The sequence below is a fragment of the Streptomyces sp. NPDC006487 genome (assembly GCF_042870555.1).
Lineage (GTDB): Bacteria > Actinomycetota > Actinomycetes > Streptomycetales > Streptomycetaceae > Streptomyces.
In genome coordinates, this window is record NZ_JBIAHN010000018.1 from 61111 (window position 1) to 86393 (window position 25283).

22 protein-coding genes, 5 tRNA genes and 1 pseudogene are annotated in these 25283 nt (G+C 70.5%); 18 read left to right on the forward strand and 10 right to left on the reverse strand.

Annotated elements, in window-relative coordinates:
- Positions 1-32: 32 nt before the first annotated feature.
- The 6 genes from ACFYM0_RS29505 to ACFYM0_RS29530 form a co-directional block, all read right to left on the reverse strand.
- The gene (locus ACFYM0_RS29505) at positions 33-446 is read right to left on the reverse strand and encodes a roadblock/LC7 domain-containing protein (protein ID WP_243337850.1); all 414 of its coding nucleotides are present in this window, start codon (positions 444-446) and stop codon (positions 33-35) included.
- Between the two features lie 10 nt (positions 447-456).
- Positions 457-3660 carry a nitrate- and nitrite sensing domain-containing protein gene (locus tag ACFYM0_RS29510; RefSeq protein ID WP_388506625.1) on the reverse strand — a complete coding sequence of 1068 codons (3204 nt, stop codon included), beginning with the start codon at positions 3658-3660 and terminating at the stop codon, positions 457-459.
- Positions 3661-3967: 307 nt separating this feature from the next.
- Positions 3968-4552 (reverse strand): ATP/GTP-binding protein, encoded by a 585-nt coding sequence (locus ACFYM0_RS29515; protein ID WP_243337754.1) that lies wholly within the window; start codon positions 4550-4552, stop codon positions 3968-3970.
- Positions 4533-4925, reverse strand: coding sequence for a DUF742 domain-containing protein (locus ACFYM0_RS29520; RefSeq protein ID WP_243337752.1), 393 nt, complete (start codon positions 4923-4925; stop codon positions 4533-4535). Before ACFYM0_RS29520 ends, ACFYM0_RS29515 begins: the two co-directional genes overlap by 20 nt.
- A gap of 151 nt (positions 4926-5076) precedes the next feature.
- Positions 5077-5490, reverse strand: coding sequence for a roadblock/LC7 domain-containing protein (locus ACFYM0_RS29525; RefSeq protein WP_008739864.1), 414 nt, complete (start codon positions 5488-5490; stop codon positions 5077-5079).
- 9 nt (positions 5491-5499) lie between these two features.
- A complete protein-coding gene (locus ACFYM0_RS29530) occupies positions 5500-9306 on the reverse strand; it encodes a nitrate- and nitrite sensing domain-containing protein (protein WP_388506628.1) in 3807 nt (1268 codons plus the stop codon).
- Between the two features lie 603 nt (positions 9307-9909).
- Here ACFYM0_RS29530 and ACFYM0_RS29535 point away from each other — a divergent pair.
- The 9 genes from ACFYM0_RS29535 to ACFYM0_RS29575 all read left to right on the forward strand — a co-directional run bounded on the left by ACFYM0_RS29535 (position 9910) and on the right by ACFYM0_RS29575 (position 13937).
- A complete protein-coding gene (locus tag ACFYM0_RS29535) occupies positions 9910-10095 on the forward strand; it encodes a hypothetical protein (protein WP_388506630.1) in 186 nt (61 codons plus the stop codon).
- 98 nt (positions 10096-10193) lie between these two features.
- Complete coding sequence (locus tag ACFYM0_RS29540; protein ID WP_388506631.1) at positions 10194-11000, forward strand: fumarylacetoacetate hydrolase family protein; 807 nt, start codon at positions 10194-10196, stop codon at positions 10998-11000.
- Positions 10993-12468 (forward strand): glutamate--tRNA ligase, encoded by a 1476-nt coding sequence (gltX, locus tag ACFYM0_RS29545; protein WP_388506633.1) that lies wholly within the window; start codon positions 10993-10995, stop codon positions 12466-12468. Before ACFYM0_RS29540 ends, gltX begins: the two co-directional genes overlap by 8 nt.
- Before the next feature lie 158 nt (positions 12469-12626).
- A complete protein-coding gene (locus tag ACFYM0_RS29550; RefSeq protein ID WP_388506635.1) occupies positions 12627-13355 on the forward strand; it encodes an HAD family hydrolase in 729 nt (242 codons plus the stop codon).
- A gap of 86 nt (positions 13356-13441) precedes the next feature.
- Positions 13442-13513: transfer RNA gene (locus ACFYM0_RS29555), tRNA-Gln, on the forward strand.
- 26 nt (positions 13514-13539) lie between these two features.
- Positions 13540-13612, forward strand: a tRNA-Glu gene (locus ACFYM0_RS29560).
- 61 nt (positions 13613-13673) lie between these two features.
- Positions 13674-13746, forward strand: a tRNA-Glu gene (locus ACFYM0_RS29565).
- Positions 13747-13770: 24 nt separating this feature from the next.
- A tRNA-Gln gene (locus tag ACFYM0_RS29570) sits at positions 13771-13842 on the forward strand.
- A gap of 22 nt (positions 13843-13864) precedes the next feature.
- Positions 13865-13937: transfer RNA gene (locus tag ACFYM0_RS29575), tRNA-Glu, on the forward strand.
- Positions 13938-14110: 173 nt separating this feature from the next.
- Here ACFYM0_RS29575 and ndgR read toward each other — a convergent pair.
- Positions 14111-14827, reverse strand: a complete 717-nt coding sequence (gene ndgR / locus ACFYM0_RS29580) for an IclR family transcriptional regulator NdgR (protein WP_112450208.1) — start codon at positions 14825-14827, stop codon at positions 14111-14113.
- Between the two features lie 184 nt (positions 14828-15011).
- Between ndgR and leuC the strand changes: the two genes are divergently transcribed.
- From leuC to ACFYM0_RS29600, 4 genes are all read left to right on the forward strand, one after another.
- Positions 15012-16445: a 3-isopropylmalate dehydratase large subunit gene (gene leuC / locus ACFYM0_RS29585; protein WP_388506637.1), complete on the forward strand. Its 1434-nt coding sequence runs from the start codon at positions 15012-15014 to the stop codon at positions 16443-16445.
- Between the two features lie 5 nt (positions 16446-16450).
- A complete protein-coding gene (gene leuD / locus ACFYM0_RS29590; protein WP_388506639.1) occupies positions 16451-17044 on the forward strand; it encodes a 3-isopropylmalate dehydratase small subunit in 594 nt (197 codons plus the stop codon).
- A 137-nt stretch (positions 17045-17181) separates the two neighbouring features.
- On the forward strand, positions 17182-17409 hold the full coding sequence (locus ACFYM0_RS29595) for a hypothetical protein (RefSeq protein ID WP_243337737.1): 228 nt from the start codon (positions 17182-17184) through the stop codon (positions 17407-17409).
- A 145-nt stretch (positions 17410-17554) separates the two neighbouring features.
- Positions 17555-18235, forward strand: coding sequence for an HU family DNA-binding protein (locus tag ACFYM0_RS29600; RefSeq protein WP_266881319.1), 681 nt, complete (start codon positions 17555-17557; stop codon positions 18233-18235).
- Between the two features lie 284 nt (positions 18236-18519).
- Here the strand turns inward: ACFYM0_RS29600 and cofC are convergent.
- Positions 18520-19119, reverse strand: a pseudogene (cofC, locus tag ACFYM0_RS29605) (2-phospho-L-lactate guanylyltransferase); the annotation flags it as partial.
- 239 nt (positions 19120-19358) lie between these two features.
- On the opposite strand from cofC, the gene ACFYM0_RS29610 reads away from it, so the two are divergent.
- Genes ACFYM0_RS29610 through ACFYM0_RS29620 form a run of 3 tightly spaced genes read left to right on the forward strand, consistent with a single transcriptional unit; the run spans position 19359 to position 22315 of the window.
- A complete protein-coding gene (locus tag ACFYM0_RS29610; RefSeq protein ID WP_388506642.1) occupies positions 19359-20111 on the forward strand; it encodes a lysophospholipid acyltransferase family protein in 753 nt (250 codons plus the stop codon).
- Complete coding sequence (locus ACFYM0_RS29615; RefSeq protein ID WP_388506644.1) at positions 20108-21118, forward strand: NAD(P)H-dependent glycerol-3-phosphate dehydrogenase; 1011 nt, start codon at positions 20108-20110, stop codon at positions 21116-21118. The genes ACFYM0_RS29610 and ACFYM0_RS29615 overlap by 4 nt, the downstream gene beginning before the upstream one ends.
- 39 nt (positions 21119-21157) lie before the next feature.
- Positions 21158-22315 (forward strand): D-alanine--D-alanine ligase family protein, encoded by a 1158-nt coding sequence (locus ACFYM0_RS29620; RefSeq protein ID WP_327255131.1) that lies wholly within the window; start codon positions 21158-21160, stop codon positions 22313-22315.
- Positions 22316-22436: 121 nt separating this feature from the next.
- Here the strand turns inward: ACFYM0_RS29620 and ACFYM0_RS29625 are convergent, their stop codons facing one another.
- Together ACFYM0_RS29625 and ACFYM0_RS29630 are read right to left on the reverse strand one after the other, a co-directional pair.
- A complete protein-coding gene (locus ACFYM0_RS29625; RefSeq protein ID WP_388506824.1) occupies positions 22437-22934 on the reverse strand; it encodes a DUF3515 domain-containing protein in 498 nt (165 codons plus the stop codon).
- 23 nt (positions 22935-22957) lie between these two features.
- Positions 22958-23191 carry an Lrp/AsnC ligand binding domain-containing protein gene (locus tag ACFYM0_RS29630; protein WP_112450218.1) on the reverse strand — a complete coding sequence of 78 codons (234 nt, stop codon included), beginning with the start codon at positions 23189-23191 and terminating at the stop codon, positions 22958-22960.
- Positions 23192-23436: 245 nt separating this feature from the next.
- Here ACFYM0_RS29630 and ACFYM0_RS29635 point away from each other — a divergent pair, with 245 nt between their 5' ends.
- Entirely contained in the window at positions 23437-24420 is a 984-nt protein-coding gene (locus ACFYM0_RS29635; RefSeq protein WP_243337724.1) for a thiamine-phosphate kinase, read from the forward strand.
- Positions 24417-25235, forward strand: coding sequence for a bifunctional hydroxymethylpyrimidine kinase/phosphomethylpyrimidine kinase (gene thiD, locus ACFYM0_RS29640; protein WP_388506647.1), 819 nt, complete (start codon positions 24417-24419; stop codon positions 25233-25235). Before ACFYM0_RS29635 ends, thiD begins: the two co-directional genes overlap by 4 nt.
- Positions 25236-25283 lie beyond the last annotated feature (48 nt).

The window sequence follows — 25283 nt, forward strand, 5'->3', positions numbered from 1 at the left end:
GGTGCAGTGGCGCGAAACGCACTGCCTGTCTGCTAGTTGAGAAGTCCGCCCTGCAGTTCCGCGCGCAGGTCCGGGGTGAGGACACTGCCGGCGCGGTCCACGAGGAGGGCCATCTCGTAACCCACCAGGCCGATGTCGCACTCGGGGTGTGCGAGCACCGCGAGCGAGGATCCGTCGGAGACGGACATGAGGAAGAGGAATCCCCGGTCCATCTCCACAACGGTCTGGTTGACGGCGCCGCCCTCGAAGATGCGCGAGGCACCCGCGGTGAGGGAGGTCAGCCCGGAGGCCACCGCGGCGAGCTGGTCGGCCCGGTCGCGGGGGAAGCCTTCGGACATAGCCAGAAGGAGGCCGTCGGCGGATACCACCACCGTGTGAGACACCCCTGGGGTGTTGTCCACGAAGTTGGTGATCAACCAGTTCAGGTTCTGCGCCGCCTGGCTCATCGCGCTCACACTAACGCTCCTGGTCATAGCTGTTACTTGACTGCTCGGATCCCGCGTTGCGGCCCTGCTCGACACCGCGTCGCAGGTTGCTCAACCTGCCACGGACGTCCTCCGGGGCCCGGGAGACCTGGGGGCCGCCCTGCGGAGTCGTCTCTGCGGCACCCTCGACCAGGTTGGCCTTGGGCACCCGCCGAGGGAGACCGGACGGAGTGACCCCGCCCGCCTTCGGCTCACGGAGTTTGGAGGCCTGCTGCCAGCGCTCGTCGTTGTTCGAGCGCCAGTCGGCGGGGCCTTCCGTTTCCCCGGTGGCCCGCTCCGGTGCCGCGGGCTGCTGCTGACGCTGCGGCCGCTGCTCGAAGAGGGATCCGGAGGACTCCGTTTCCTGCTGTCCCGGCCGCTGCTGCGGCTGGCTGCCGCGTCGCGGCAGGCCCGCCCCGGTCACCTGGTGGCCGGCGTCGGCAGTGGTGCCCGGACGGTCGAAGCCTACGCGCTCCTGGGCCGGTTCGGGAGCGGCCGGTGATTCCGATTCGGTCCCGTAATCCTGCTGGTAGGAGCCCGTGTAGGTGTTCTGCTGGGGCCACTCCGCCGCTGTGGAAGGGGAATCGTACCCGCCGTCATAGGCCGGGACTTCCTGTCGCTGATCCGTGTACTCCGGTTCCGGATACGCGTACTCCTGCTGGGTGTACGCGTCGTATCCCTGCCCGGCCTGAGCGGATTCGTAACCGAGGTCGTAGCCCTGCGCGGGCTGCTGCTCGTAGCCCTGGTACGGCTGGTACGCGTGCTCCGGCTGGGGTTCCGGATAGTCCGCCGCGGGCTCGTCGTACTGGGGCTGCGCCTGCGGGTAGCCGACCTGCGCCTCCAGCGCGGCCCGGCGGTCCTCACGGCCCAGGGAGCGGCCGACCGGGTCGGCGGCGGGCTCTTCGTAACCCGGCTGGTCGGCCCGGTGGACCTCGTAGCGGGAGTCGTCGAAGCCGAGCTCGGCGGCCGTGCGCAGCGCGGCCGGCTGCTGGGACTGCTGGCGCGGGATGATCTGGGAGACCGTGAAGTCGTCCGCCGGGATCTCCTCGCCACCGCCACCGTGGGTGATGGCGTCGGGGAGCATGACCAGCGAGGTGGTGCCGGCCGCTTCGCCCGAGGGGCGCAGCTGGACGCGGATGCCGTGCCGGTCGGCCAGCCGGCCGACCACGAACAGGCCCATGCGCTGCGAGATCGCGGCGTCCACGGTCGGCGGGTTGGCCAGCTTGTGGTTGATGTCCGCGAAGTCCTCGGCCGTCAGGCCGATTCCCTTGTCGTGGATCTCGACCATCACCCGGCCGTCGGGCAGACGCGTCGCGTTGACCCGGACCTTGGTCTGCGGGGAGGAGAAGGTGGTGGCGTTCTCCAGCAGCTCGGCGAGCAGGTGCACGAGGTCGGTCACGGCCTGGCCGTGGATCTCGGCCTCCGAGACGCCCGAGAGCTCCACGCGCTCGTACTGCTCGACCTCGGAGGAGGCGGCGCGCAGGACGTCGACGAGGGGGACCGGCTGGTCCCAGCGGCGGCCCGGCTCCTCGCCCGCGAGGATGAGGAGGTTCTCGCCGTTGCGGCGCATGCGGGTGGCCAGGTGGTCCAGGCGGAAGAGGTTCTCCAGCTGGTCCGGGTCGGCCTCGTTGTTCTCCAGCTCGGTGATCAGCGTCAGCTGGCCCTCGATCAGGGACTGGTTGCGCATGGAGAGGTTCGTGAAGATCGCGTTGACGTTGCCCCGCAGGAGGGCCTGCTCGGCGGCGAGCCGGACGGCCTCGCGGTGGATCTGGTCGAAGGCGCGGGCGACCTCGCCGATCTCGTCCTGGGAGTCGATCGGGATCGGCACCACGCGGGTGTCGACCTTGCCCGGGTCGGTGCGGGAGAGCTGGTCGACGAGCATCGGCAGGCGCTGCTCGGCGACGTCGAAGGCGCCGTTGCGCAGCCGGCGCATCGCGCGGCCCATCTGGCGGGCCATCATGCCGGCCAGGATGAAGGCGGCGAGCAGGGCCACGACCACGATGGCGCCGGTCAGGATGGCGTCGTTGCGGGCCTCGTCGGAGACGGCCACCGCGTCCTTGAGGGCCTTGTCGAGGAGTTCCTTCTCGAGCTGGTTGTAGCCGTCGAACTTGGCGGTCGCGGCGGCCTGCCAGGCTGCCGGGGTGGTGCCGCCGAGGGCGAGGGCGGACGGCTTCGCGCCGCTGGCTATCGCCTCGGTCATGCCGGTGAGCGCCGAGTTGTTGACCACCGGCGGGGCACGGAAGACGGTGCCCGCCTCCTCGGCCGCCTGCTTGGCGTCGACGAGCTTCCGGGCGCCCTCCGCGGACTTCGCGCCCATGATGTCCTTGAGGCGCGCGACGTCCTCGTCGGTACCGGCGGCGACGTACTCGCCGATGGCGATCTCTTCGAGGTAGGCGTACGAGGAGAAGGCGACGAGCTGGGCCTTGCGGACGTCGTCGTTCTCGCTGGGCCGTACCAGCAGGTGCGTGCCCACCGAGCGCTGGAGCGAGTTCGCGGCCTTGGACAGTTCGAGCGCGTAGACCATGCGGCCGTACGAGGTCACGTTGCCGGTGCCGAGGCCCAGCTCGTTGGAGAACTGCATGAGGTAGTGCTGGACCAGCACGTACCCCTCTTCGGTCGGGATCGGGCCCATCGCCCTGGGCAGGGCCTTCTTCGGCGTCTCCAGCTGCGACAGGTAGGCCGTCTTGCGGACCTGCTCCAGCTTCGGCTCCTCCTGCCGGAAGAGCTCCAGGCGGCGTTCCAGGCCCTGGCCCTCGGGCAGGCTCTTCGCGACCTGGGCGAACTTCGCCTTGGCCGCGTCGGTGGCGGAGTACGCCTTCAGGACGGGCTCGGAATCGCGCTGGCCCTTGAGCAGGGCCTCGGCCGTCAGGTCGCGCTCGTTCAGGAGCGCCTGGCCGTACTCGGCGGCGGCCTGGACGATGACGGCGGTCTTCTCGGCGTCCTTGGCCTCGTCCCAGGTGTCGATGGATCCCTTCACCTGGAAGCCGCCCATGACCAGTCCGACGAGGACCGGGACGAGCAGGATGGCGTTCAGACGGGTCGGCACACGCCAGTTGCGGGGCGAGAACCTGCTGGTGCTGCCGCTGCTCACGGATGGTTCCACGGGTACGTCAAAGGATGACGCGGCCGCGCGCGGCGGCGGGGTGAAGTTGCCGCGCGCGGGTTCATCCGCGGGGCTCGAGTTGCTTCGCCTCACTCGACCAACAACCTCTCGGCGGTGCTACTAGCTAGTTCGTTGAATTCCAGCACGGTTAACGGCCGTGTTCCAAACAGTTGAAATCGGCCATTCCTAGAGCCCTATGTCCCACATAAATCGGACATAAAGAGCGTCCTGCGGCAAAAATGGGGCCGGTTGTGAGCGCAGTGACACCGGTCGAACGCACCGTGTCGCCAACTACCGGCAATTCTCTCTCGAAACGTTATGAACGAAGGGGGCGGGCCGTGTCGCATGACACAGCCCGCCCCCCAAAACCAGCCGGTGAAGACCTCGTTGCGTGGAACTCCTACTTGAGCCGCGCCATGAGGGCGTGCTCGACGAGCGTGATGAGCGCGCTCTTGGCGTCCGCGCGGTGGCGGGCGTCGGTGGTGATGATGGGGGCGTCCGGGCCGATCTGCAGGGCCTCGCGGACTTCCTCCGGGGTGTAGGGCTGGTGCCCCTCGAAGCCGTTGAGCGCCACGACGAACGGCAGGCCGCTGTTCTCGAAGTAGTCGACGGCCGGGAAGCAGTCGGCCAGGCGCCGCGTGTCGACCAGGACGATCGCCCCGATCGCGCCGCGGACCAGGTCGTCCCACATGAACCAGAAGCGGTCCTGACCGGGGGTACCGAAGAGGTACAGGATCAGGTCCTGGTCCAGGGTGATGCGGCCGAAGTCCATGGCGACCGTGGTGGTCGTCTTGTCCCCGGTGTGGGTCAGGTCGTCGATGCCGGCGGAGGCGCTCGTCATGACGGCCTCGGTGCGCAGGGGGTTGATCTCGGAGACGGCGCCCACGAACGTGGTCTTGCCCACGCCGAAGCCACCCGCCACCACGATCTTCGCGGAGGTGGTGGAGCGAGGAGCCGCTCCGCCGTTAGAGCTTGCGAAGTCCACTGAGAACCCTCTCGAGCAGCGTTACATCCGGCGTTCCGCCGGCCTCTCCATTGCCCGGCTGGTGGATGGCCACCATGCCGGCCTCCGCCAGGTCGGCGACGAGGATCCGGGCTACGCCGAGCGGCATGTTCAGCAGCGCGGAGACCTCCGCGACCGACTTGACCTCACGGCACAGGGTGCAGATGCGCTGGTGCTCCGGGAGCAGCCCGGACAGGTGCATCGGATCGGCGGTGGTGCTGACCAGTGCCTCGATGGCGAGCTGGTAGCGCGGTCGGGTCCGGCCACCGGTCATCGCGTACGGACGAACCAGCGGCTGGTCGCCTTCCGAGTACGAGTCTCCGTACTGATCGGAATAGGCGGGGGGCGGGGTCATTGATCCTCCGGGCTGGACAGCAAAGGTCAGCGTGCCGTCTGACGGGGCGGCCGGTGGGGGGACGGTATGACGGCCTGGCGGTGGTACTGGGTTCCGGGGCCGCGGCCCCGGTCCCCCGGCCGGCAGTACCGTCCGGCCGGGAGAGCGGCAGTCAGATGAGCAGGCTTCCCTGCAGTTCCGCGCGCAGGTCCGGGGTGAGGACACTGCCGGCGCGGTCCACGAGGAGGGCCATCTCGTAACCCACCAGGCCGATGTCGCACTCGGGGTGCGCGAGTACGGCCAGCGAGGATCCGTCGGAGACGGACATGAGGAAGAGGAATCCGCGGTCCATTTCCACCACCGTCTGGTTGACGGCGCCGCCCTCGAAGATGCGGGACGCGCCCGCGGTGAGGGAGGTCAGCCCGGAGGCCACCGCGGCGAGCTGGTCGGCCCGGTCGCGGGGGAAGCCTTCGGACATAGCCAGAAGGAGGCCGTCGGCGGAGACCACCACGGTGTGGGACACCCCGGGGGTGTTGTCCACGAAGTTCGTGATCAACCAGTTCAGGTTCTGTGCCGCCTGGCTCATCGAACTCAACTATCGCTCCTGCTGGTAAGTGGGGTCGATGTGGTAGCTGCCGGTGGCCGGGCCGGTTGTGCCGGCCTGCCGACCCTGCTGGATACCGCGTCGGAGGTTGGTGAGACGCCCGCGGACGTCGTCCGGGGATCGCGAAACCTGGGGGCCGGCCTGTGCTTCGGCCTGCTGCTGCGCGGTGCCGGCCACGAGGTTCGCCCGCGGGACCCGGCGGGGCAGACCCGACGTGGTGATGCCGCCGGCGGCGGGCTGGCGCACGCGCTCGGCCTGCCGCATCAGCTCGTCGTTCGGCGAGGAGCGCCAGCTCACGGTCGGCACGGCGCCGGTGGCCGTCTGCGCGGACTCGGCCGGAGCCTGCTCCTGGCCGCGCTGCGGCAGCTGGGGCGGCTGCGGACGCTGCGGGGCGGCCGGAGCCGGAGCCGGAGCCGCCGGAGCCGCCGGAGCGGACTGCTGCGCCGGCTGCTGGGGTACGGCCGCCGGGGCCTGAGCGCCCTCTTGGCGGAACCAGTTCGACTCCAGCGTGTCGAAGATCGGGCTGCGGCCCTCGCCGGTGCCGGGACCGGCCGGGGGCAGAGCCTCCGGACGGGGCGCCTGCGGCAGCCGGGGAGCCTCGGCGCGCGCAGTCGGTACGGGTGCGTAGTTGCCCTGGGGCTGCGGGGCCTGGCCGGGCTGGGCGTAGCCGCCGACACCGGGGCCGCCGGGCCGCTGGGCCTGGAAGTCCTGGCGGGCGAACTGACCCGTGGAGGCCGGGTCCGCGAAGTCCGGACGGGCGAACTGGCCGGTGGAGGCCGGGTCACCCAGGTCGGGACGGGCGAACTGGCCCGTGGCGCTGTTGTCGTGGCCGGCCTGGCCGCCGTTGCCGCCGGCCTGCGGGGCCGGGGCGTTGAAGTCGGGGCGGGGGAACTCGGACGTGGAACCGGGGCCGGACAGCTCGTCGTGGCCGCGCGGTACGTCGTGCCCGCGCTGGCCGGCGCCCCAACTGGTGGTCTGGGGCATCGCGGCGGGTCCGCCGCCGGCGCCCGGGAGCTCCGGACGGGGTGCGCCACCGCGCGGCGGAAGCTGCGGCCGGGGGCCGCGGGCGGCCGGGCCACCGGTCTGCTGCTGACCCTGACCCTGCTGCTGCGGGGCCTGCGGCTGGGACTGGTACGGAGCCTGCTGCTGGGGCTGCTGGGGCTGCTGCGGGCGCTCGAAGCCGTTGCCCTGCGGGAAGCCGCCGGGACCGGACGCCGTGGGGGCGCCGACCGGACGGGCCTGCGGGCCGCCGAAGCCGCCAGGGCCTCCGGGACCGGAGACGGGACCGCGGCCGGGCAGCGGAGCACCCGAACCGAAGGCGCTCTGGGTCTGGCCGCCGGGGCCCTGCTGCTGCGGGGACCGTCCGCCCTGAGGGCCGGGGCCCTGGGGCTGACCGCCGGGGGCGCCGTCGCGGCCCGGCAGGGCCGCGCGCTGGCTGCCGGCGGAAACCTGGCCGCGCTGCGGGGCGGCGCCCACGGGGGGACGCGCGCCGGGAGCGGGTATGGAGCCCTGGGCCTGGCCGCCGGGACCGCCCTGACCGGGGGCGCCGGGGGAACCCTGACCACCCTGTCCGGGCATCGGGGCCGGCTTCTTGCCGCCCTGGGCGACATCCACCGGCAGCATGACGAGGGCCGTCGTACCGCCCGAGTCGGAGGGGCGGAGCTGGATGCGGATGCCGTGTCGCAGGGACAGGCGGCCGACCACGAACAGGCCCATGCGGCGGGAGACGGAGACGTCCACGGTCGGCGGCGAGGCGAGCCGCTCGTTGATCGCGGCGAGGTCCTCGGGGGAGAGGCCGATACCGGTGTCGTGGATCTCGACGAGCACGCGGCCGTCGGGCAGCGCGTGCCCGGTGACCTTGACCTTGGTCTGCGGGGAGGAGAACGAGGTGGCGTTCTCCAGCAGCTCGGCGAGCAGGTGCACGAGGTCGTTGACGACGCGGCCGGCCACGTCGGTGCCGGGCACCGACGAGAGTTCGATGCGCTCGTACTGCTCCACCTCGGACGCCGCGGCGCGGAGCACGTCGACGAGCGGCACGGGGCGGGTCCACCGGCGGCCCGGCTCCTCGCCCGCGAGGACGAGGAGGTTTTCGCCGTTACGGCGCATGCGGGTCGCGAGGTGGTCGAGCTTGAAGAGCGAGGAGAGCTGGTCCGGGTCGGCCTCGCGCGACTCCAGCTCGGAGATGAGCGAGAGCTGGCGCTGGATGAGGCCCTGCGAACGGCGCGAGAGGTTGGTGAACATCGCGTTGACGTTGCCTCGCAGGAGGGCCTGCTCGGCGGCGAGGCGGACGGCCTCGCGGTGCACGTCGTCGAAGGCCGCGGCCACCTGGCCGATCTCGTCGCGGGTGTGCAGACCGACGGACTCCACCGTCGTGTCCACGTCCTGCGGGTCGGACTCGGACAGCTGCTTGACGAGCTCGGGCAGCCGGTCCTGGGCGACGCGGGTCGCGGTGTCCTGGAGGCGGCGCAGGGAGCGGATCATCGAGCGGGCCATGACGAAGGCGCCGACGAGGGAGACACCGAGGACGAGGAGGATCAGCGCACCGTTGATGAGTGCGTCGCGCTGCGACTCGTTCTTGAGCTCGCGGGCCTTCTGTTCCATGTCTTCGAGCAGGGTGAGCTCGATGATCTTCATGGCCTGGAGCTTGACGTCGTCGCCGTCGTACCAGTCCATCCAGGACCGGTTCCGCTCCTTGGCGAACTGGTCCTTGTTTCCGAGGACGCGGCGCGCGTAGCCGTCGTTGTTGGTGATTTCCTGGTTGCCGTCGCCGAGCGAGGCGAGGAGTTCCTCGGGCTTGCCCTGGTAGGCGAGTTCGAAGGTCTTCTGCGCCTGCTCTTCGCTGTTCTGGGCGGAGCGGGCGTAGAGCCGGTCGTTCTCGCTGAGGCTGCCCTGCTTCGAGATGTCGGCGGGGAGCGCGGCGGCGATGATCGCGCGCTGGATGGAGGCGTACTCCTTGGCGGAGGAGAACGCGGCCAGGGCGCGGGTGCGCTTGATCATCTCGGGGTTCGAGGTGGCCTGCGCCATCTCCTGCGAGAGCGAGAGCAGCGAGACGACGAGCGAGTTGTACTCGGTGACGGTCTGCTGGGCGCCGTTCTGGTAGGCGTTCTTGCGAACCTCTTCGAGGTTGTTCAGTCCGTGTGCGATCTGCAGGATGCTGTTGCGGATCGACTTGAGCGTCTCGTCGTTGCCCTCGGCGACATCGACCTTGTCGGTCGCGGCGACGAAGGCGTCGATGGCGGTGTTGGTCTGCTCGCGGACGTTCTTGACGAGGGTGCTGTCCTTGCTCGACTTGTCGACGGACAGCGGACCGGCGGAGTTGTCACGCTCGGCCTGGAGCATGGCGGCCAGGTTGGTGGCCTGCCGGGTCATCGTCGTCAGCAGCTGCATGTGCTCCAGCTGCGCGATGTCGTTGAGCGAGTCGTTGATGCGGAAGCCACCGAGGGCGGTGGCGGCGACGACCGGCAGGGTCAGCAGCGACACCAGTCGCGTACTGATGCGCCAGTTCTGCATGGCGAGGCGGGAACCGGACCCACGGAGGGTCTGGGGTATCGCGACGTCGCGGCTGCCCGACTCCTCTTCGGCCTTGGCACCGCCCTTGGACTTGGCGCGGCCCTTGGGCTTCGCCGCGGCGGAGCCGTCGGGGCCTGCACTCTCGACAGCCGGCCCGCGGTTCTGGGCGTGCTGGGGCGAGGAGCCACGGTCGGTCCCGCCGCGCGGGTCCTGCTCCGGCGCGGCTTCCCCACGGCCCTGACGGGCCTGGGGAGACCCCTTGTCATCCCTCTTGAATCGTCCCTGCACTAGCGTCGCAACCTCTGGACCAGGCGTCCCGCCGGGCGACCGGTGGGACGGTGTCGAGTCGTGGGGCAATGCGCCCCATGGTGGTCGTCGGTGACCGGCGCGTCTCCCTCTCCGTTGCCGCCGCGCTCGGCGCTGTCTCGCGCCACCTGCGCGCCGGCTGATTCCCGCGGCGGTCCCGCGAATTCCAGCACAGAGGCGGATCTCCAACAAGGTGCGAGTCCCGGCCTGGGCGGTCGGTCACGTCTGGTGACGCGGGCACTACCCGTCGTGCGTGCCAATTCATACGCAATCGGACTTACGCCGCCCAAACCCAGCACCTGGCAAGCTGTCCCAGTCGCGATGATCGGGAGCGGAATGACGCATTCAGTGGCGCAATGTCCCGTTTTGCGGGACGGAGTTCGCTGACCGTTATGCCCGTAATGCCTGGCCACTGGTGAGCAAACTCACATAGCCGTGGCCATTACTTCCCGGTTCGGCGGGGGATTCAGATGTTTAGCCTTGAGCTTTACAGGGCTGCCGCGAGCGACAAGCGGCACTCCGAAGGCATCCCGGCGGCACCTGCCGCCCCCATCCGACCTAGTGAGCCGAGGGCTTCGCACTCCGATGAAGACGACGATGATGTTCCGCAACATAGCCAACCCGCGCCGCACCACCCTCGCGCACCTCAAGGACGCCGAGGAGCTGCAGGCCGTGCCGGTCCCGGAGCACACCGTCGAGCTGCCGGGCCAGACCGCGAACCCGCGCCGCACCATCCTCATGGAAGCACCGGTCGCCGCCGCCGCGCAGTAGTCCCCGGCAGAAAGCCGCGCGAAGCGTCGGCCCCCACCGCGTTAGCCTGGAGTCCGCAGACTCCAGCCAGCGGAAATACAGAGGGGCAGACGCAACACGTGCGCATCGCCAGGTTCTCGATCGACGGCAATGTCGCGTTCGGCGCGGTCGAGGGCAGCACTGCCCCCGGCGCCGAAGGTGAGCTCGTCCTCGACATCATCAAGGGCATCCCGTTCGCGGACTTCGAGCTCTCGGGCACGAAGGTCCCGCTGAACAAGGTCCGGCTGCTGCCGCCCGTGCTCCCGAACAAGGTCGTGGCCATCGGCCGCAACTACGCGGAGCACGCGGCCGAGCTGGGCAACGCCATCTTCGACAGCGAAGGCCGTCCGGAAGCCCCGATCACCTTCTTCAAGCCCTCCACCTCGGTGGTCGGCCCGGGCGACCCGATCGCGTACCCGTCCTTCTCCCAGGACCTCCACCACGAGGCGGAGCTCGCCGTGGTCATCGGCCGCATGTGCCGCGAGGTCCCGCGCGAGCGCGTCAAGGACGTCATCCTCGGGTACACCTGCGCCAACGACGTCACCGCGCGCGACGTCCAGCAGCGCGAGAAGCAGTGGGCCCGCGCCAAGGGCTTCGACAGCTCATGCCCCCTCGGCCCGTGGATCGAGACCGATCTGGACCCGAGCGACCTGACCATCCAGTGCACCGTCAACGGCGAACAGCGCCAGCTCGGCCGCACCAGCCAGATGGTCCGCTCCATCGAGGACCTGATCGTGCACATCACCGAGGCCATGACGCTGCTCCCGGGCGACGTCATCCTCACGGGGACCCCGGCCGGAGTCGGCCCCCTGAACGTCGGCGACGAGGTCGCCGTCACCATCGAAGGCATCGGCACTCTCACCAACAAGGTGATCAAGCGTGGCTAACGCGACCCCCCGCGTACGTTTCTGTCCGTCCCCGACCGGCAACCCCCACGTGGGTCTGGTCCGCACGGCCCTCTTCAACTGGGCGTTCGCCCGCCACCACGGCGGCACGTTCGTCTTCCGCATCGAGGACACCGACGCGGCCCGCGACTCCGAGGAGTCCTACGGCCAGCTGCTCGACTCGCTGCGCTGGCTCGGCTTCACCTGGGACGAGGGCCCCGAGGTCGGCGGCCCGCACGCCCCGTACCGCCAGTCCGAGCGCATGGACATCTACAAGGACGTCGCGCAGAAGCTCCAGGACGGCGGCTACGCCTACCACTGCTACTGCACCACCGAGGAGCTGGACGCCCGCCGCGACGCCGCCCGCGCCGCCGGCAAGCCCTCCGGGTACGACGGCCAGTGCCGCGACCTCTCCACGGAGCAGAAGGCCGCGTACGAGGCCGAGGGCCGCACCTCGATCGTCCGCTTCCGGATGCCCGACGGGCCGATCACCTTCACGGACCTGGTCCGCGGCGAGCTGACCTTCACCCCCGACAACGTGCCGGACTTCGGCATCGTCCGGGCCAACGGCGCACCCCTCTACACGCTCGTCAACCCGGTCGACGACGCGCTGATGGAGATCACCCACGTCCTGCGCGGCGAGGACCTGCTGTCCTCCACCCCGCGCCAGATCGCCCTCTACGGGGCCCTGATCGAGCTCGGCATCGCCAAGGCCGTGCCGGCCTTCGGCCACCTGCCGTACGTGATGGGCGAGGGCAACAAGAAGCTCTCCAAGCGCGACCCCGAGGCCTCGCTCAACCTGTACCGCGAGCGCGGCTTCCTCCCCGAGGGCCTGCTGAACTACCTCTCGCTGCTCGGCTGGTCCTTCTCCAAGGACCAGGACATCTTCTCGATCGAGGAGATGGTGGAGAAGTTCGACATCCCGGACGTCAACGCCAACCCGGCGCGCTTCGACCTCAAGAAGGCCGAGTCCATCAACGCGGACCACATCCGCCTGCTGGACCCGAAGGCCTTCGCGGACGCCTGCGCCCCGTGGCTGCAGGCCCCGCACGCCAACTGGGCGCCCGAGGACTTCGACGCCGCCGCCTGGGAGCGCATCGCGCCCCACGCCCAGACCCGCGTCACGGTCCTGTCCGACATCACGGCCAACGTCGACTTCCTGTTCCTCAAGGAGCCGGTCGAGGACCAGGCCTCGTGGGACAAGGCGATGAAGGGCGACCCGGCGGCCCTGCTCACCACGGCCCGCGAGAACCTCGCCGGAGCCGACTGGGCGGACCCCGAGTCGCTCAAGCAGGCGGTCCTCACCGCCGGCGAGGCCCACGGCCTCAAGCTCGGCAAGGCCCAGGCCCCGGTCCGCGTCGCCGTCACCGGCCGCACGATCGGTCTCCCGCTCTTCGAGTCCCTGGAGATCCTGGGCAAGGACCGCTCCCTGTCCCGCATCGACGCGACCCTGGCGAAGCTCGCCGGCTAGCGCGCCCCCGTACGAAGACCGGGCCCGGCCCCACGGCAGTCGCCGGGGGTCCGGGCCCGAGGTCTGTCCGCAGGTCACCGGACCCTGCCCCGGGACGGTTCAATTCCGTTTTCCGGTTGTCCGGGACACGGCTGCCGGTGTCTCCTCATAATCGGGGCATGGCCATCCGCGCGATCCTGTGGGACATCGACGACACGCTCTTCGACTACACCGGGGCCGACCGGGCCGGGCTCGCGGCGCACCTGGCCGCCGAGGGGCTCGCGGAGCGGTACGGGGCTCCGCGCGAGGCGCTCGCGCTGTGGCGGCGGATCACCGACCGGTACTGGGAGCGGTTCGCGGCGGGGGAGGGCACCTTCCAGGGGCAGCGCCGGGACCGGGTGCGGGAGTTCCTCGGGGAGTCCGCGATGAGCGACGCGCAGGCCGACGACTGGTTCGGGCGGTACGTGGAGCACTACACGGCCGCCTGGGAGCTCTTCCCCGACGTGGTGCCCGTACTGGACGCCCTGGCCGGCGGCTACCGGCACGGGGTGCTCTCCAACTCCTCCGTGGTCAACCAGGACCCCAAGCTGCGCCACCTCGGCCTGCGCGACCGCTTCGAGGTCCTGGTGTGCGCCGTGGAGCTGGGTGTCAGCAAGCCCGAGGCCGGAGCCTTCCTCGCCGCGTGCTCCGAGATGGGGCTGGAGCCGGGGGAAGTGGCCTACGTGGGGGACCAGCCGGAGATCGACGCGCGCGGCGCCCGTGACGCCGGGCTGACGGCCGTGTGGCTCGACCGCGACGGATCGCGCGGCCCCGGGCCCGAGGGCGTGCACCGGATCGCCGGACTCGACCGGCTCCCGCAGGTGCTGGCCGGGGATACCCGTTTTGGAGCACGGTCAGGCATCCGGTAATGTTCTTTCTGCGCCGCCCGAGCGGGCCGAAAGGCCGGGCCGGAGGCGCTAACCGAACGAAAGTCCCTCAGGGTCTTGAGTTTTGGTGGGCTATAGTGTAATTGGCAACACGAGGGTTTCTGGTTCCCTTATTCTAGGTTCGAGTCCTGGTAGCCCAGCGCAGTTCAGTAGTGACGCAGTGCTTGCCCCCGTTGTGTAGCGGCCTAGCACGCCGCCCTCTCAAGGCGGTAGCGCCGGTTCGAATCCGGTCGGGGGTACAGATCCTTCCCGCGAGATCTCCAGGGTCGCACCCGGATGTTTTGATGCAGGATCGCTAGGGCCCCCGTTGTGTAGCGGCCTAGCACGCCGCCCTCTCAAGGCGGTAGCGCCGGTTCGAATCCGGTCGGGGGTACGGTGTCTAGCTGGTCTAGACCTTTGGGCTATAGTGTAATTGGCAACACGAGAGTTTCTGGTTCTCTTATTCTAGGTTCGAGTCCTGGTAGCCCAGCGCAGTACCGCAGTAACAGCTAGCCCCCGTTGTGTAGCGGCCTAGCACGCCGCCCTCTCAAGGCGGTAGCGCCGGTTCGAATCCGGTCGGGGGTACGCACAGAAGAGGCCCTCCGCGTTCATCGCGGAGGGCCTCTTCGTCGTTTCCGGACCGGGCCGAGAAGGAAGAAGTACGGGCCCGGCGGCGCGTGTGCGGACGTGTGCGGCGTCTCACGCGCCCCCGGGCCCGGGGGTGGGTTGGTGGTGGGAGGTCTGCGAGCGGGAGGTGCTCAGCTGGAGCGGCGCAGGGCCTCGGTCAGGCGGGCGGCCGCGTCGATGACGGCCTGGGCGTGCATGCGCCCCGGGTGGCGGGTCAGGCGCTCGATCGGCCCGGAGACCGATACGGAGGCCACCACGCGGTTCGAGGGGCCGCGCACCGGCGCCGAGACGGAGGCCACGCCGGGCTCCCGCTCGCCGATCGACTGCGCCCAGCCGCGACGCCGTACGCCCGAGAGCGCCGTCGCCGTGAAGCGCGCGCCCTGCAGGCCGCGGTGGAGCCGCTCGGGCTCTTCCCAGGCCATCAGGATCTGCGCGGCCGAGCCGGCCTTCATGGGGAGCGTGGAGCCCACCGGGACGGTGTCCCGCAGGCCCGACAGCCGCTCGGCGGCCGCCACGCAGATGCGCATGTCGCCCTGACGCCGGTAGAGCTGCGCGCTCTCGCCCGTAACGTCCCGGAGGTGGGTGAGCACCGGTCCGGCCGTGGCCAGCAGGCGGTCCTCGCCGGCCGCGGCGGCGAGCTCCGCCAGCCGCGGTCCGAGGATGAACCGGCCCTGCATGTCCCTCGCCACCATCCGGTGGTGTTCCAAAGCCACGGCAAGGCGATGTGCCGTGGGTCGTGCGAGCCCTGTCGCCGCGACCAGCCCGGCGAGGGTGGCCGGACCGGACTCCAGTGCGCTCAATACCAGAGCTGCCTTGTCGAGAACGCCGACGCCGCTAGAGTTGTCCATGAAACGATATTCGCGTCTCACACTGTGAAACGCAAGTTCAATTTTTCCAAGAACCAGCGAGTCTGTATGTGCGGGTCCACGAACCACTGGGTCCGAGCCGTCGTCCGGGACGTGGGGTACGGACGATCAGGCGCACGAGATCTCTATCAAGCGCCGGCACAACCGGCCGGCCGGAGGGAAAGCGATGGGTAGGACACTCGCGGAGAAGGTCTGGGACGACCATGTCGTCCGGCGCGCCGAGGGCGAGCCCGATCTCCTCTTCATCGATCTGCACCTGCTGCACGAGGTGACCAGCCCCCAGGCCTTCGAGGGCCTGCGGCAGGCCGGCCGCAAGGTCCGGCGCCTGGACCTCACCATCGCGACCGAGGACCACAACACCCCCACCATCGACATCGACAAGCCGATCGCGGACCCGGTCTCCCGGGCCCAGCTGGAGACGCTGCGGTCGAACTGCGCCGAGTTCGGCGTGCGCCTGCACTCGCTGGGCGACGTCGAGCAGGGTGTCGTCCACGTCGTGGGACCGCAGCTGGGCCTGACCCAGCCGGGCACCACCGTGGTCTGTGGCGACTCGCACACCTCCACGCACGGCGCCTTCGGCGCGCTGGCGTTCGGCATCGGCACCAGCCAGGTCGAGCACGTGCTGGCGACCCAGACGCTGCCGCTGGCCCGCCCCAAGACGATGGCGATCACCGTCACCGGCGCGCTGGCCGAGGGTGTCACCGCCAAGGACCTGATCCTGGCGATCATCGCCAAGATCGGCACCGGCGGCGGCCAGGGCTACATCCTGGAGTACCGCGGCGAGGCCGTCGAGAAGCTGTCGATGGAAGCCCGCATGACCATCTGCAACATGTCGATCGAGGCCGGCGCCCGCGCGGGCATGATCGCCCCCGACCAGACCACCTTCGACTACCTCCAGGGCCGCGACCACGCCCCCGCGGGCGAGGACTGGGACGCGGCGGTCGCGTACTGGAAGACCCTGCGCACCGACGACGACGCCGTCTTCGACGCCGAGGTCGTCATCGACGGCACCACGCTGTCGCCGTTCGTCACCTGGGGCACCAACCCGGGCCAGGGCGCGCCCCTGTCGGCCAACGTCCCCGACCCTGCTTCGTACGAGGACGCTTCGGAGCGCAACGCCGCCGAAAAGGCCCTGGAGTACATGGGGTTGACCGCCGGGCAGCCGCTGCGCGACATCAAGGTCGACACCGTCTTCGTAGGTTCCTGCACCAACGGCCGCATCGAGGACCTGCGCGCCGTCGCCGGGATCATCGAGGGCCGCAAAGTCGCCGAGGGCGTACGGATGCTGGTCGTCCCGGGCTCGGTCCGCGTCGCCCTGCAGGCCGTGTCGGAGGGCCTGGACAAGGTCTTCAAGGAGGCCGGCGCCGAATGGCGGCACGCGGGCTGCTCGATGTGTCTGGGCATGAACCCCGACCAACTGGCCCCCGGTGAGCGCTCCGCGTCCACCTCCAACCGCAACTTCGAAGGCCGTCAGGGCAAGGGTGGGCGCACCCACCTGGTGTCCCCGCAGGTGGCCGCCGCCACCGCGGTGCTGGGCCACCTGGCCTCGCCCGCCGACCTGGCCGGGTCGTCCGCCGCTACCGCGCCCGCAGGAGTCTGAGAACGATGGAAGCCTTCACCACCCACACCGGCCGGGCCGTCCCGCTGCGCCGCAGCAACGTCGACACCGACCAGATCATCCCGGCCCACTGGCTGAAGAAGATCACCCGCGACGGTTTCGAGGACGGGCTCTTCGAGGCCTGGCGCAAGGACCCGGAGTTCATCACCAACCGCCCCGAGCGCGCCGGTGCGACCGTCCTGGTCGCCGGTCCCGACTTCGGCACCGGTTCCTCGCGCGAGCACGCCGTCTGGGCCCTGCAGAACTTCGGCTTCAAGACGGTCATCTCCTCCCGCTTCGCCGACATCTTCCGCGGCAACTCGCTGAAGAACGGTCTGCTGACCGTGGTCCTGCCGCAGGAGACCGTCGAGCAGCTGTGGAAGCTGACCGAGGCCGACCCCACCGCCGAGATCACGGTCGACCTGGTCGACCGCCAGGTCCGAGCCGAGGGCGTCGTCGCGGAGTTCGAACTCGACGACAACGCTCGCTGGCGGCTCCTGGAGGGGCTGGACGACATCTCGCTCACCCTTCAGAACGAAGCGGACATCGCCACGTACGAAAGCACTCGGCCGGCCTTCAAGCCGAGCACGATTCAGGCGTGATTCCGGCCTGAGCAGCGCTTATTCGCCTTTGGGTGATCACATAGGCAACACTGTGCCCCCTGCCATCCGGCAGGGGGCACAGTCGTGTGTTGAGGCCCCGTGAGGCGACAACTCGCCCCAGATGGCACAATCTGTGCATGGAACGCGACAGTCAACTTGAGCTCTACGGACTTGTCGCCGACCGATTGAAAGAAGCACACACAAGGGTGCGCACACTGCAAGTCCCGGAGGGCGTAAGGATGGCGCTGTCCCGGAAGCTGTTGGTCGTCACCGCCGTGGCGAAGCACGATCTCGCCGACGCGGCAAGGCGCCTGGACAGGTTGATGAAGGACCTCGACGAGGGTCGATTCCCTGAAGGCGACTGATGCGAAGGAACTCCGTAACGGCCTACAACGTTGCGGCACTAGGGTGATAAGCCCGTTTCGTGTTTGATTTGCGGTATATATCCGCCTAACGTGCGAAATAAGCTTGAACACATTCGTTCTGGCGAAGTCTCCGAAGGGGAAGACGTTGAACAAGGCGCAGCTCGTAGAAGCGATTGCCGACAAGCTGGGCGGCCGTCAGCAGGCCGCGGACGCCGTCGACGCGGTACTGGACGCCATCGTCCGCGCGACCGTCGGGGGCGACCGGGTCTCGGTCACGGGCTTCGGCTCGTTCGAGAAGGTCGACCGCCCGGCCCGCTACGCCCGCAACCCCCAGACGGGTGAGCGCGTCCGGGTCAAGAAGACCTCTGTTCCCCGCTTCCGTGCGGGTCAGGGCTTCAAGGACCTGGTCAGCGGCACCAAGAAGCTGCCCAAGGGCGGCGAGGTATCGGTGAAGAAGGCGCCCAAGGGCAGCCTCACCGGTGGCGCTTCGGCGACGGTCAAGAAGGCCGCCGCGAAGAAGGCCGCACCCGCCAAGAAGGCCGCTGCCGCAGCCAAGACCACGGTCGCGAAGAAGACCACGGCCAAGAAGGTCACCGCCACCGCCAAGAAGACGGTCGCGAAGACCGCCGTGGCGAAGAAGGCCGCCCCCGCGGCCAAGAAGGCCACGGTCAAGAAGGCCGCGGCGACGGCGAAGAAGACCACCGCCACCGCGAAGAAGACCGCCCCGGCGGCCAAGAAGGCCACCGCCGCGACGAAGGCGCCCGCCAAGAAGACGGCGACGCGCAAGGCCACCGCGAAGAAGACCACCGCCCGCAAGACCAAGTAGGGCAACGAGTCACACACGCCGGGCCGGTTTCCCCACGGCGGGGAAGCCGGCCCGCGGTGCGTGCGGGAGGTCCGGCGTCAGAAGGTCTGCAGGGTGACCAGGGTGATCCGCAGGCCCGTGCCCTCGCCGTCCGTCTCGATCCGGACCCGCTGTCCGGGACGCAGCAGCCGCAGGCCGCCCGCGTCGAACGCCGGGGCCTCGAAGGGCACCGGGGTGCCGTCGTCCAGCAGCACACTGCCGCTGCGGGTCTGGGAGTCGTACGTGTACGCGGTCGCCTGCATACGGGCACTGTATCGGGCCGTATGACGCCCCACGCCGAGGGTCAGCGCGCTGCGCAGATCCGCCCCCGTGTCCACGTCCCGGCGGATGCTCTCGACGCCGCAGAGGGCCATTTCCACCGCGCCCGAGGCCGAATGCCGGGCCCTCGAGGGGCCGCCGAACGAGGGCGCCAATTCCACGTCCGGAGCAGCGGAAAGCAAGGTCGTCCCGATTCCCGCCGCATCCGCCAGAAATGCCCGGGGAAATGCCGAAGCGGTTTCGAGCACGCGTAGCAATTCGGGTGGCCGCAGCGCCGGCAGATCCGCGTTCATGGCGGCCACCGCCGCCCCCGGCCTGCCCGCCCGTATCTCCCGCGCCCCGTGGGCCAGTGCCGCGTTGAGGCCGGCCGCCGGGGAGTCCGGCACGATCCGGGCCCCCAGCCGCGCCAGTTCCGCCCCGGCCGCCGGATCGTCCGTGACGACCACCACATCCGCGACCGCCGGGCAGGCCAGCGCCCCCGCGACGGTGTCCAGCGCGAACGCCAGGGCGAGCCCCGGCCGGGACGCTCCCACGGCCGCCGCGAGGCGGCTCTTGGCCACCGCGAGCGGCTTCAGCGGGACCACCAGACTCCAGACGGCGTTCGTGACGGACCCCTTCCCTCCGGCACGCTCGCGCGCCGCTCAGACCATGTGCGGGTCATGGCCGGGTCATGCGGAGCCCCATTGTCACCTCATGCCGGGCGACCCGGGGTCTGGTCCGGGTGTCCGGGGCGTACGGTGTTCTCGACAGAGACCGGACCCGGGGCCACACTTGTCCGTCCCCGGGGTGCCCAAGCCGCGCACCGGTCCTAGAGGAAGGTGTCCGAGTGTCCCGCCGCAGAATCGGCTTCTGGTACCGCCTTGCGGCGGCCATCGCGAAACCGCCGCTGGTAGTGCTCTTCAGGCGGGACTGGCGGGGAATGGAACACATTCCGACCGAGGGCGGATTTATCACCGCCGTCAATCACAACTCGTATCTGGACCCGCTGTCCTACGCGCACTTCCAGTACAACACCGGCCGGGTGCCCCGATTGCTCGGCAAGGCGGCCCTCTTCGAGGTCCCGATTGTCGGAGCGATCCTGCGCGGCTCCGGCCAGATCCCCGTCTACCGGGAGTCCACCAACGCCCTGGACGCATTCCGGGCCGCCGTGGACGCGATCGAGCGCGGCGAATGCGTGGCCTTTTACCCGGAGGGCACCCTCACCCGGGACCCGGACGTGTGGCCGATGGCCGGCAAGACCGGCGCCGCCCGCGTGGCGCTGATGACCAGGGCCCCCGTCATTCCGGTGGCCCAGTGGGGCGCGAACCTCGCGATGCCGCCCTACGCCAAGGAGAACAAGCTCAGCTTGTTCCCGCGCAAAACCCTCCAGGTCCTCGCCGGGCCGCCCGTGGACCTGTCCGCCTACTACGACCGGGATCCCACCCCGGACGTGCTCAGGGAGGTCACCGAGGTCATCATGGCGGCCATCACCGGGCTGCTGGAGGAACTGCGGGGCGAGAGCGCGCCCCCGAAGCCGTACGACCATCGCAACGCCAGGGCGGAACAGCGGCGCAAGGCCGCAGGGGAGGGCAACAAGTGACACGTCCCGTGAAGGCAGCCGTATTCGGAACCGGCTCCTGGGGCACGGCCTTCGCCATGGTCCTCGCCGACGCCGGCTGCGAGGTGGTCCTGTGGGGCCGCCGCCGCGAGCTCGTCGACGCCATCAACAGCGGCCGCACCAACCCGGACTATTTCCCCGACATCGAGCTCCCCGCGAACATCCGCGCCACCGACGACCCGGCCGAGGCCGCGGCCGGCGCCGACTTCACGGTCCTCGCGGTCCCCTCGCAGACCCTGCGCGGCAACCTCGCCTCCTGGGCCCCGCTGCTGGCCCCCGAGACCGTGCTCGTCTCCCTGATGAAGGGCGTCGAACTCGGCACCGCCAAGCGGATGAGCGAGGTCATCGAAGAGGTGGCCAAGGTCCCCGCCGAGCGCGTCGCGGTCGTCACCGGCCCCAACCTGGCCCGTGAGATCGCCGCCCGGCAGCCCGCCGCCTCCGTGGTCGCCTGCATCGACGAGGCCGTCGCCCAGCGCCTCCAGGCCGCCTGCCACACCCCGTACTTCCGCCCGTACACGAGCACCGACGTCATCGGCTGCGAGCTCGGCGGCGCCGTCAAGAACGTCATCGGCCTCGCCGTCGGCATCGCGGACGGCATGGGCCTCGGCGACAACACCAAGGGCTCGCTCATCACCCGCGGCCTCGCCGAAGCCACCCGCCTGGGCCTGGCGATGGGCGCCGACCCGCTCACCTTCTCCGGCCTCGCCGGCCTCGGCGACCTCGTCGCCACCTGCTCCTCGCCGCTCTCCAGGAACCACACCTTCGGCACCAACCTCGGCCGCGGGATGACCCTGGAGGAGACCATCGCGGTCACCAAGCAGACCGCCGAGGGCGTCAAGTCCTGCCAGTCCGTGGCCGATCTGGCGCGCCGCCACGGAGTGGACATGCCGATCACCGACACGGTCGTCGACATCGTCCACCACGGCAAGCCCACCCTGGTCGCACTCAAGGAACTGATGGGACGCAGCGCCAAACCGGAACGGCGCTGACTGCTTTCCGGACGCATGAGCGGGTACCCTCGTGGCGATATGAGCAGCGAGAACCTCCCCCAGACCCCTGAGCAGCAGGGCCGCAAGCCCCGTGTGGCCGTCGTGTTCGGCGGCCGCAGCTCGGAACACGCCATTTCGGTCGTCACCGCCGGCGCCGTCCTGCGCTCCATCGACCGCTCCAAGTACGAGGTGCTGCCCATCGGCATCACCACGGACGGCCGGTGGGCGCTGACCGCCGACGAGCCCGCCCGGATGGCCATCTCCGGCGGCGAGCTCCCCAACGTGGGGCAGCTCGCCGAATCCGAGGACGGCGCCGTCGTGCTCTCCGTGGACCCGGCCAGCCGCGAGGTCGTCTACACCGAGCCGGGCGCCGTCCCCAAGGCGCTGGGCGAGGTCGACGTGGTCTTCCCCGTCCTGCACGGCCCGTACGGCGAGGACGGCACCCTCCAGGGCCTCCTGGAGCTCTCCGGCATCCCGTACGTCGGCTCGGGCGTCCTCGCCTCGGCCGTCGGCCAGGACAAGGACTACATGAAGCGGGTCTTCACGTCCTTCGGACTGCGCGTCGGCCCGTACGTGACCATCCGCCCCCGCGAGTGGGAGAACGACCGCGAGGGCGCCCTCGCCCGCATCGCGGACTTCGCCGGCGAGCACGGCTGGCCGCTGTTCATCAAGCCCGCCCGCGCGGGATCCTCGATCGGCATCACCAAGGTCGACGAGCCCTCCGGGCTGGACGCCGCGATCCGCGAGGCCCGCCGCCACGACCCGAAGATCATCGTGGAGGCGCTGCTGCGCGGCCGCGAGATCGAGTGCGGGGTCCTGGAGTTCGAGGACGGTCCGCGCGCGAGCGTGCCCGCCGAGATCCCGCCGGTCTCCAGCCACGACTTCTACGACTTCGAGGCCAAGTACATCGACTCCGCCTCCGGACTCGTGCCCGCCCCGCTCACCCCGGAGCAGACCGCCGAAGTCCAGAAGCTCGCGATCGAGGCCTTCGACGCCGCCTCCTGCGAAGGTCTGGTGCGCGCCGACTTCTTCCTCACGGAAGACGGCACCTTCGTCATCAACGAGATCAACACCATGCCGGGCTTCACGCCGATCTCCATGTACCCGCGCATGTGGCAGGAGTCGGGCATCGAGTACCCGGAGCTGGTGGACCGCCTGATCCAGGCCGCCCTGCGCCGCTCCACCGGACTGCGCTAACCCCCGTACCGGGCCCGCACGAAGCTCCGCACGCGGACGAGGACCGCCCGCCGCCCCTCGCACGAGGATGGCGGCGGGCGGTCCTCGTCCGCGCGGGCCGGTCCGGAAGGGGCCGGGAACGTCAGGAAGACGCGATGCCCACCGGAACGGTCTTCGCGATCGCGGCGGACAGGCCCACCAGCATCCCCGCATCCGTGGCATGCTCCTTGTCGACCAAGACCTCCGTGTACGCCAGCCGCAGCCCGGTGGTGAACCGGACCCCACCGTCGTCCAGCCGCTCCACGAGCCAGCCGACACCGTTCACCTCGATGCCGTCCTGCTTCGGATCCAGCATCTTCACGGGCTTGCCGACACCGCACCGCAGTACGATCGCCGAGCCGCCCCACGCGGCGGTGAGGTCGGACTTCGGCACGGTCGAGGCCCGGCCCAGTTTCGCCACCGTCCCGGGGAGCTCTTTGTGCAGCGCCGCACAGAGGCCCGCGACATCGGCGGGCGGAGCGGACGGCGGCTCCACCCGGGCCTCGGACCCGCCCGGGGAACAGCCCGCGAGGGCCGCCGAGGCGGCGGCCAGCGCGGTCAGTGCGGCGAGCGGAGAGAAGGGCCGGCGGTGTCGTGACATCACCGGCCAAGAGTAGACGGGGGCTACAGATGGACGACCGGGCAGGTCAAGGTGCGGGTGATCCCCTCCACCTGCTGGACCTTGGCCACGACCATGCGGCCGAGATCGTCCACGGTGTCGGCCTGGGCGCGCACGATCACGTCGTACGGGCCGGTCACGTCCTCGGCCTGGATCACCCCCGCGATCTGCGCGATGGACTCGGCGACGAACGACGCCTTGCCCACCTCGGTCTGGATGAGGATGTACGCCTGTACCACGGAACCTCCAGGGCGGCCACGAGGATCATTTCCCCTACCCTTCGGGTGGGCCCGGGGATGACGGGTGGGCCCGGGGAAGAAGGGACGCCACGGTACCGCGTCGCCGAGCGCCGCGGGGAGACCCGCGGGTCCGGCTCCACGCACAGCGGGGCGTACGGAGAGCAGAAGTTGACGTATCTGTTGACGGTACCCAGAGCTGTGACGGCTCGCGACCGCAAGCGGACTGGGCAAGAAGGGGCACAGCGATGAAGGGCACTGTGGGCGAGCTGGGGGAGTTCGGGCTCATTCGGGAGCTCACCTCACGGCTCACCACCACCCCGGCGGTCCGGGTCGGCCCGGGCGACGACGCCGCGGTGGTGTCGGCCCCCGACCGGCGGGTCGTGGCGAGCACGGACATCCTGCTCGAGGGCAGGCACTTCCGGCGCGACTGGTCCACGGCCTACGACGTCGGCCGCAAGGCCGCCGCGCAGAACCTCGCCGACATCGCCGCCATGGGCGCGGTGCCGACGGCCCTGCTCCTCGGCCTCGTCGTCCCGGCCGAGCTGCCGGCCACCTGGCCCACCGAGCTGATGGACGGCATCCGCGACGAATGCCAGGTCGCCGGCGCGGCCGTGGTCGGCGGCGACGTGGTGCGCGGCGACGTCATCACGGTGGCCATCACCGCGCTGGGCGACCTGCGCAACCACGAACCCGTGCTGCGCTCCGGCGCCCAGCCCGGCGACGTCGTGGCCGTGACAGGCTGGCTCGGCTGGTCCGCGGCAGGCTTCGCGGTGCTCTCGCGCGGTTTCCGTTCGCCGCGCGCCTTCGTCGAGGCCCACCGGCGCCCCGAGCCGCCGTACCACGCGGGCCCCGCGGCCGCCGGACTCGGCGCCACGGCCATGACCGACGTCAGCGACGGACTGATCGCGGACCTCGGGCACATCGCCGAGGCCAGCAAGGTGCGGATCGACCTGCGCTCGGCGGCCGTCGACATCCCGACGCAGATGCACGACATCGGGCAGGCCGTCGGTGTGGACCCCCTCCAGTGGGTCCTCACCGGGGGAGAGGACCACGCGATCGTCGCCACCTTCCCGCCGGACGTGAAGCTCCCGGCCCGCTGGAAGGTCATCGGCGAGGTCCAGAACCGCTCCGCGCTGCCCCAGGTGACCGTCGACGGGGCCCCCTGGGCCTCCACCGGCGGCTGGGACCACTTCGGCGGCGACACGGCCGCGGAGGACACCCCGCGATGAGCGGGACCCGCCCGTCCCGCCCGCACCCGCCGCTGTGCCTGACCGTCGCCGGATCCGACTCCGGCGGCGGCGCGGGCGTCCAGGCCGACCTCAAGACGATGCTGGCGCTCGGGGTCCACGGCATGAGCGTGGTGACCGCTGTGACCGCGCAGAACTCGCTGGGCGTCAAAGGCGTCTGGGAGCTGCCCGCGGAGGCCGTGAAGGGCCAGTACAGGGCCGTGGTGGACGATATCGGCGTCCAGGCCGTGAAGACGGGCATGCTGTCCTCCGCCGCCCTCGTGGAGACCGTGGCCGAGCTGCTCGCCGCGACCGCCGCCCCGGCCGTCGTGGACCCGGTCGGCGTCTCCAAGCACGGGGACGCGCTCCTCGCCGCCACCGCGCTGGACGCCGTGCGGGGAGAACTGCTGCCCCGGGCCACCGTGGCCACGCCGAACCTGGACGAGGTGACCCAGCTCACCGGAGTCGTCGTGGAGACCGAGGACGACATGCGCCGGGCCGCCGACGCCGTCCTCGCGTACGGGCCCGCATGGGCGCTGATCAAGGGCGGCCACCTCGCCGCCCACGGGAACGAGGCCGTGGACCTCCTCACCGACGGCTCCGACGAACGCTGGCTGCGGGCCCCCCGTCACGACAACCGGCACACCCACGGCACGGGCTGCACGCTCGCCAGCGCGATCGCGGCGGGCCTGGCCAAGGGCCGTACCGTCCCGGAGGCCGTCACCGAGGCCAAGGAGTACGTCACCGGCGCCATCGCCGCGGGGTTCGCCCTGGGCGCGGGCATCGGACCGGTGGACCACGCGTGGCGGTGGCGCTGAGGCGCCGTGCCGGAACGCTCTGCCGCAGGGCCCGTGCCGCAGCACCTG

Excerpts from the sequence above, each read along its gene's own strand:
- ACFYM0_RS29505 (WP_243337850.1), bottom strand. The coding sequence starts at position 446 with ATGAGCCAGGCGGCGCAGAACCTGAACTGGTTGATCACCAACTTCGTG.
- ACFYM0_RS29520 (WP_243337752.1), bottom strand. The coding sequence starts at position 4,925 with ATGACCCCGCCCCCCGCCTATTCCGATCAGTACGGAGACTCGTACTCG.
- ACFYM0_RS29525 (WP_008739864.1), bottom strand. The coding sequence starts at position 5,490 with ATGAGCCAGGCGGCACAGAACCTGAACTGGTTGATCACGAACTTCGTG.
- ACFYM0_RS29535 (WP_388506630.1), top strand. The coding sequence starts at position 9,910 with ATGAAGACGACGATGATGTTCCGCAACATAGCCAACCCGCGCCGCACC.
- ACFYM0_RS29550 (WP_388506635.1), top strand. The coding sequence starts at position 12,627 with ATGGCCATCCGCGCGATCCTGTGGGACATCGACGACACGCTCTTCGAC.
- ndgR (WP_112450208.1), bottom strand. The coding sequence starts at position 14,827 with ATGGACAACTCTAGCGGCGTCGGCGTTCTCGACAAGGCAGCTCTGGTA.
- leuC (WP_388506637.1), top strand. The coding sequence starts at position 15,012 with ATGGGTAGGACACTCGCGGAGAAGGTCTGGGACGACCATGTCGTCCGG.
- leuD (WP_388506639.1), top strand. The coding sequence starts at position 16,451 with ATGGAAGCCTTCACCACCCACACCGGCCGGGCCGTCCCGCTGCGCCGC.
- ACFYM0_RS29595 (WP_243337737.1), top strand. The coding sequence starts at position 17,182 with ATGGAACGCGACAGTCAACTTGAGCTCTACGGACTTGTCGCCGACCGA.
- ACFYM0_RS29620 (WP_327255131.1), top strand. The coding sequence starts at position 21,158 with ATGAGCAGCGAGAACCTCCCCCAGACCCCTGAGCAGCAGGGCCGCAAG.
- ACFYM0_RS29625 (WP_388506824.1), bottom strand. The coding sequence starts at position 22,934 with ATGTCACGACACCGCCGGCCCTTCTCTCCGCTCGCCGCACTGACCGCG.
- ACFYM0_RS29635 (WP_243337724.1), top strand. The coding sequence starts at position 23,437 with ATGAAGGGCACTGTGGGCGAGCTGGGGGAGTTCGGGCTCATTCGGGAG.
- thiD (WP_388506647.1), top strand. The coding sequence starts at position 24,417 with ATGAGCGGGACCCGCCCGTCCCGCCCGCACCCGCCGCTGTGCCTGACC.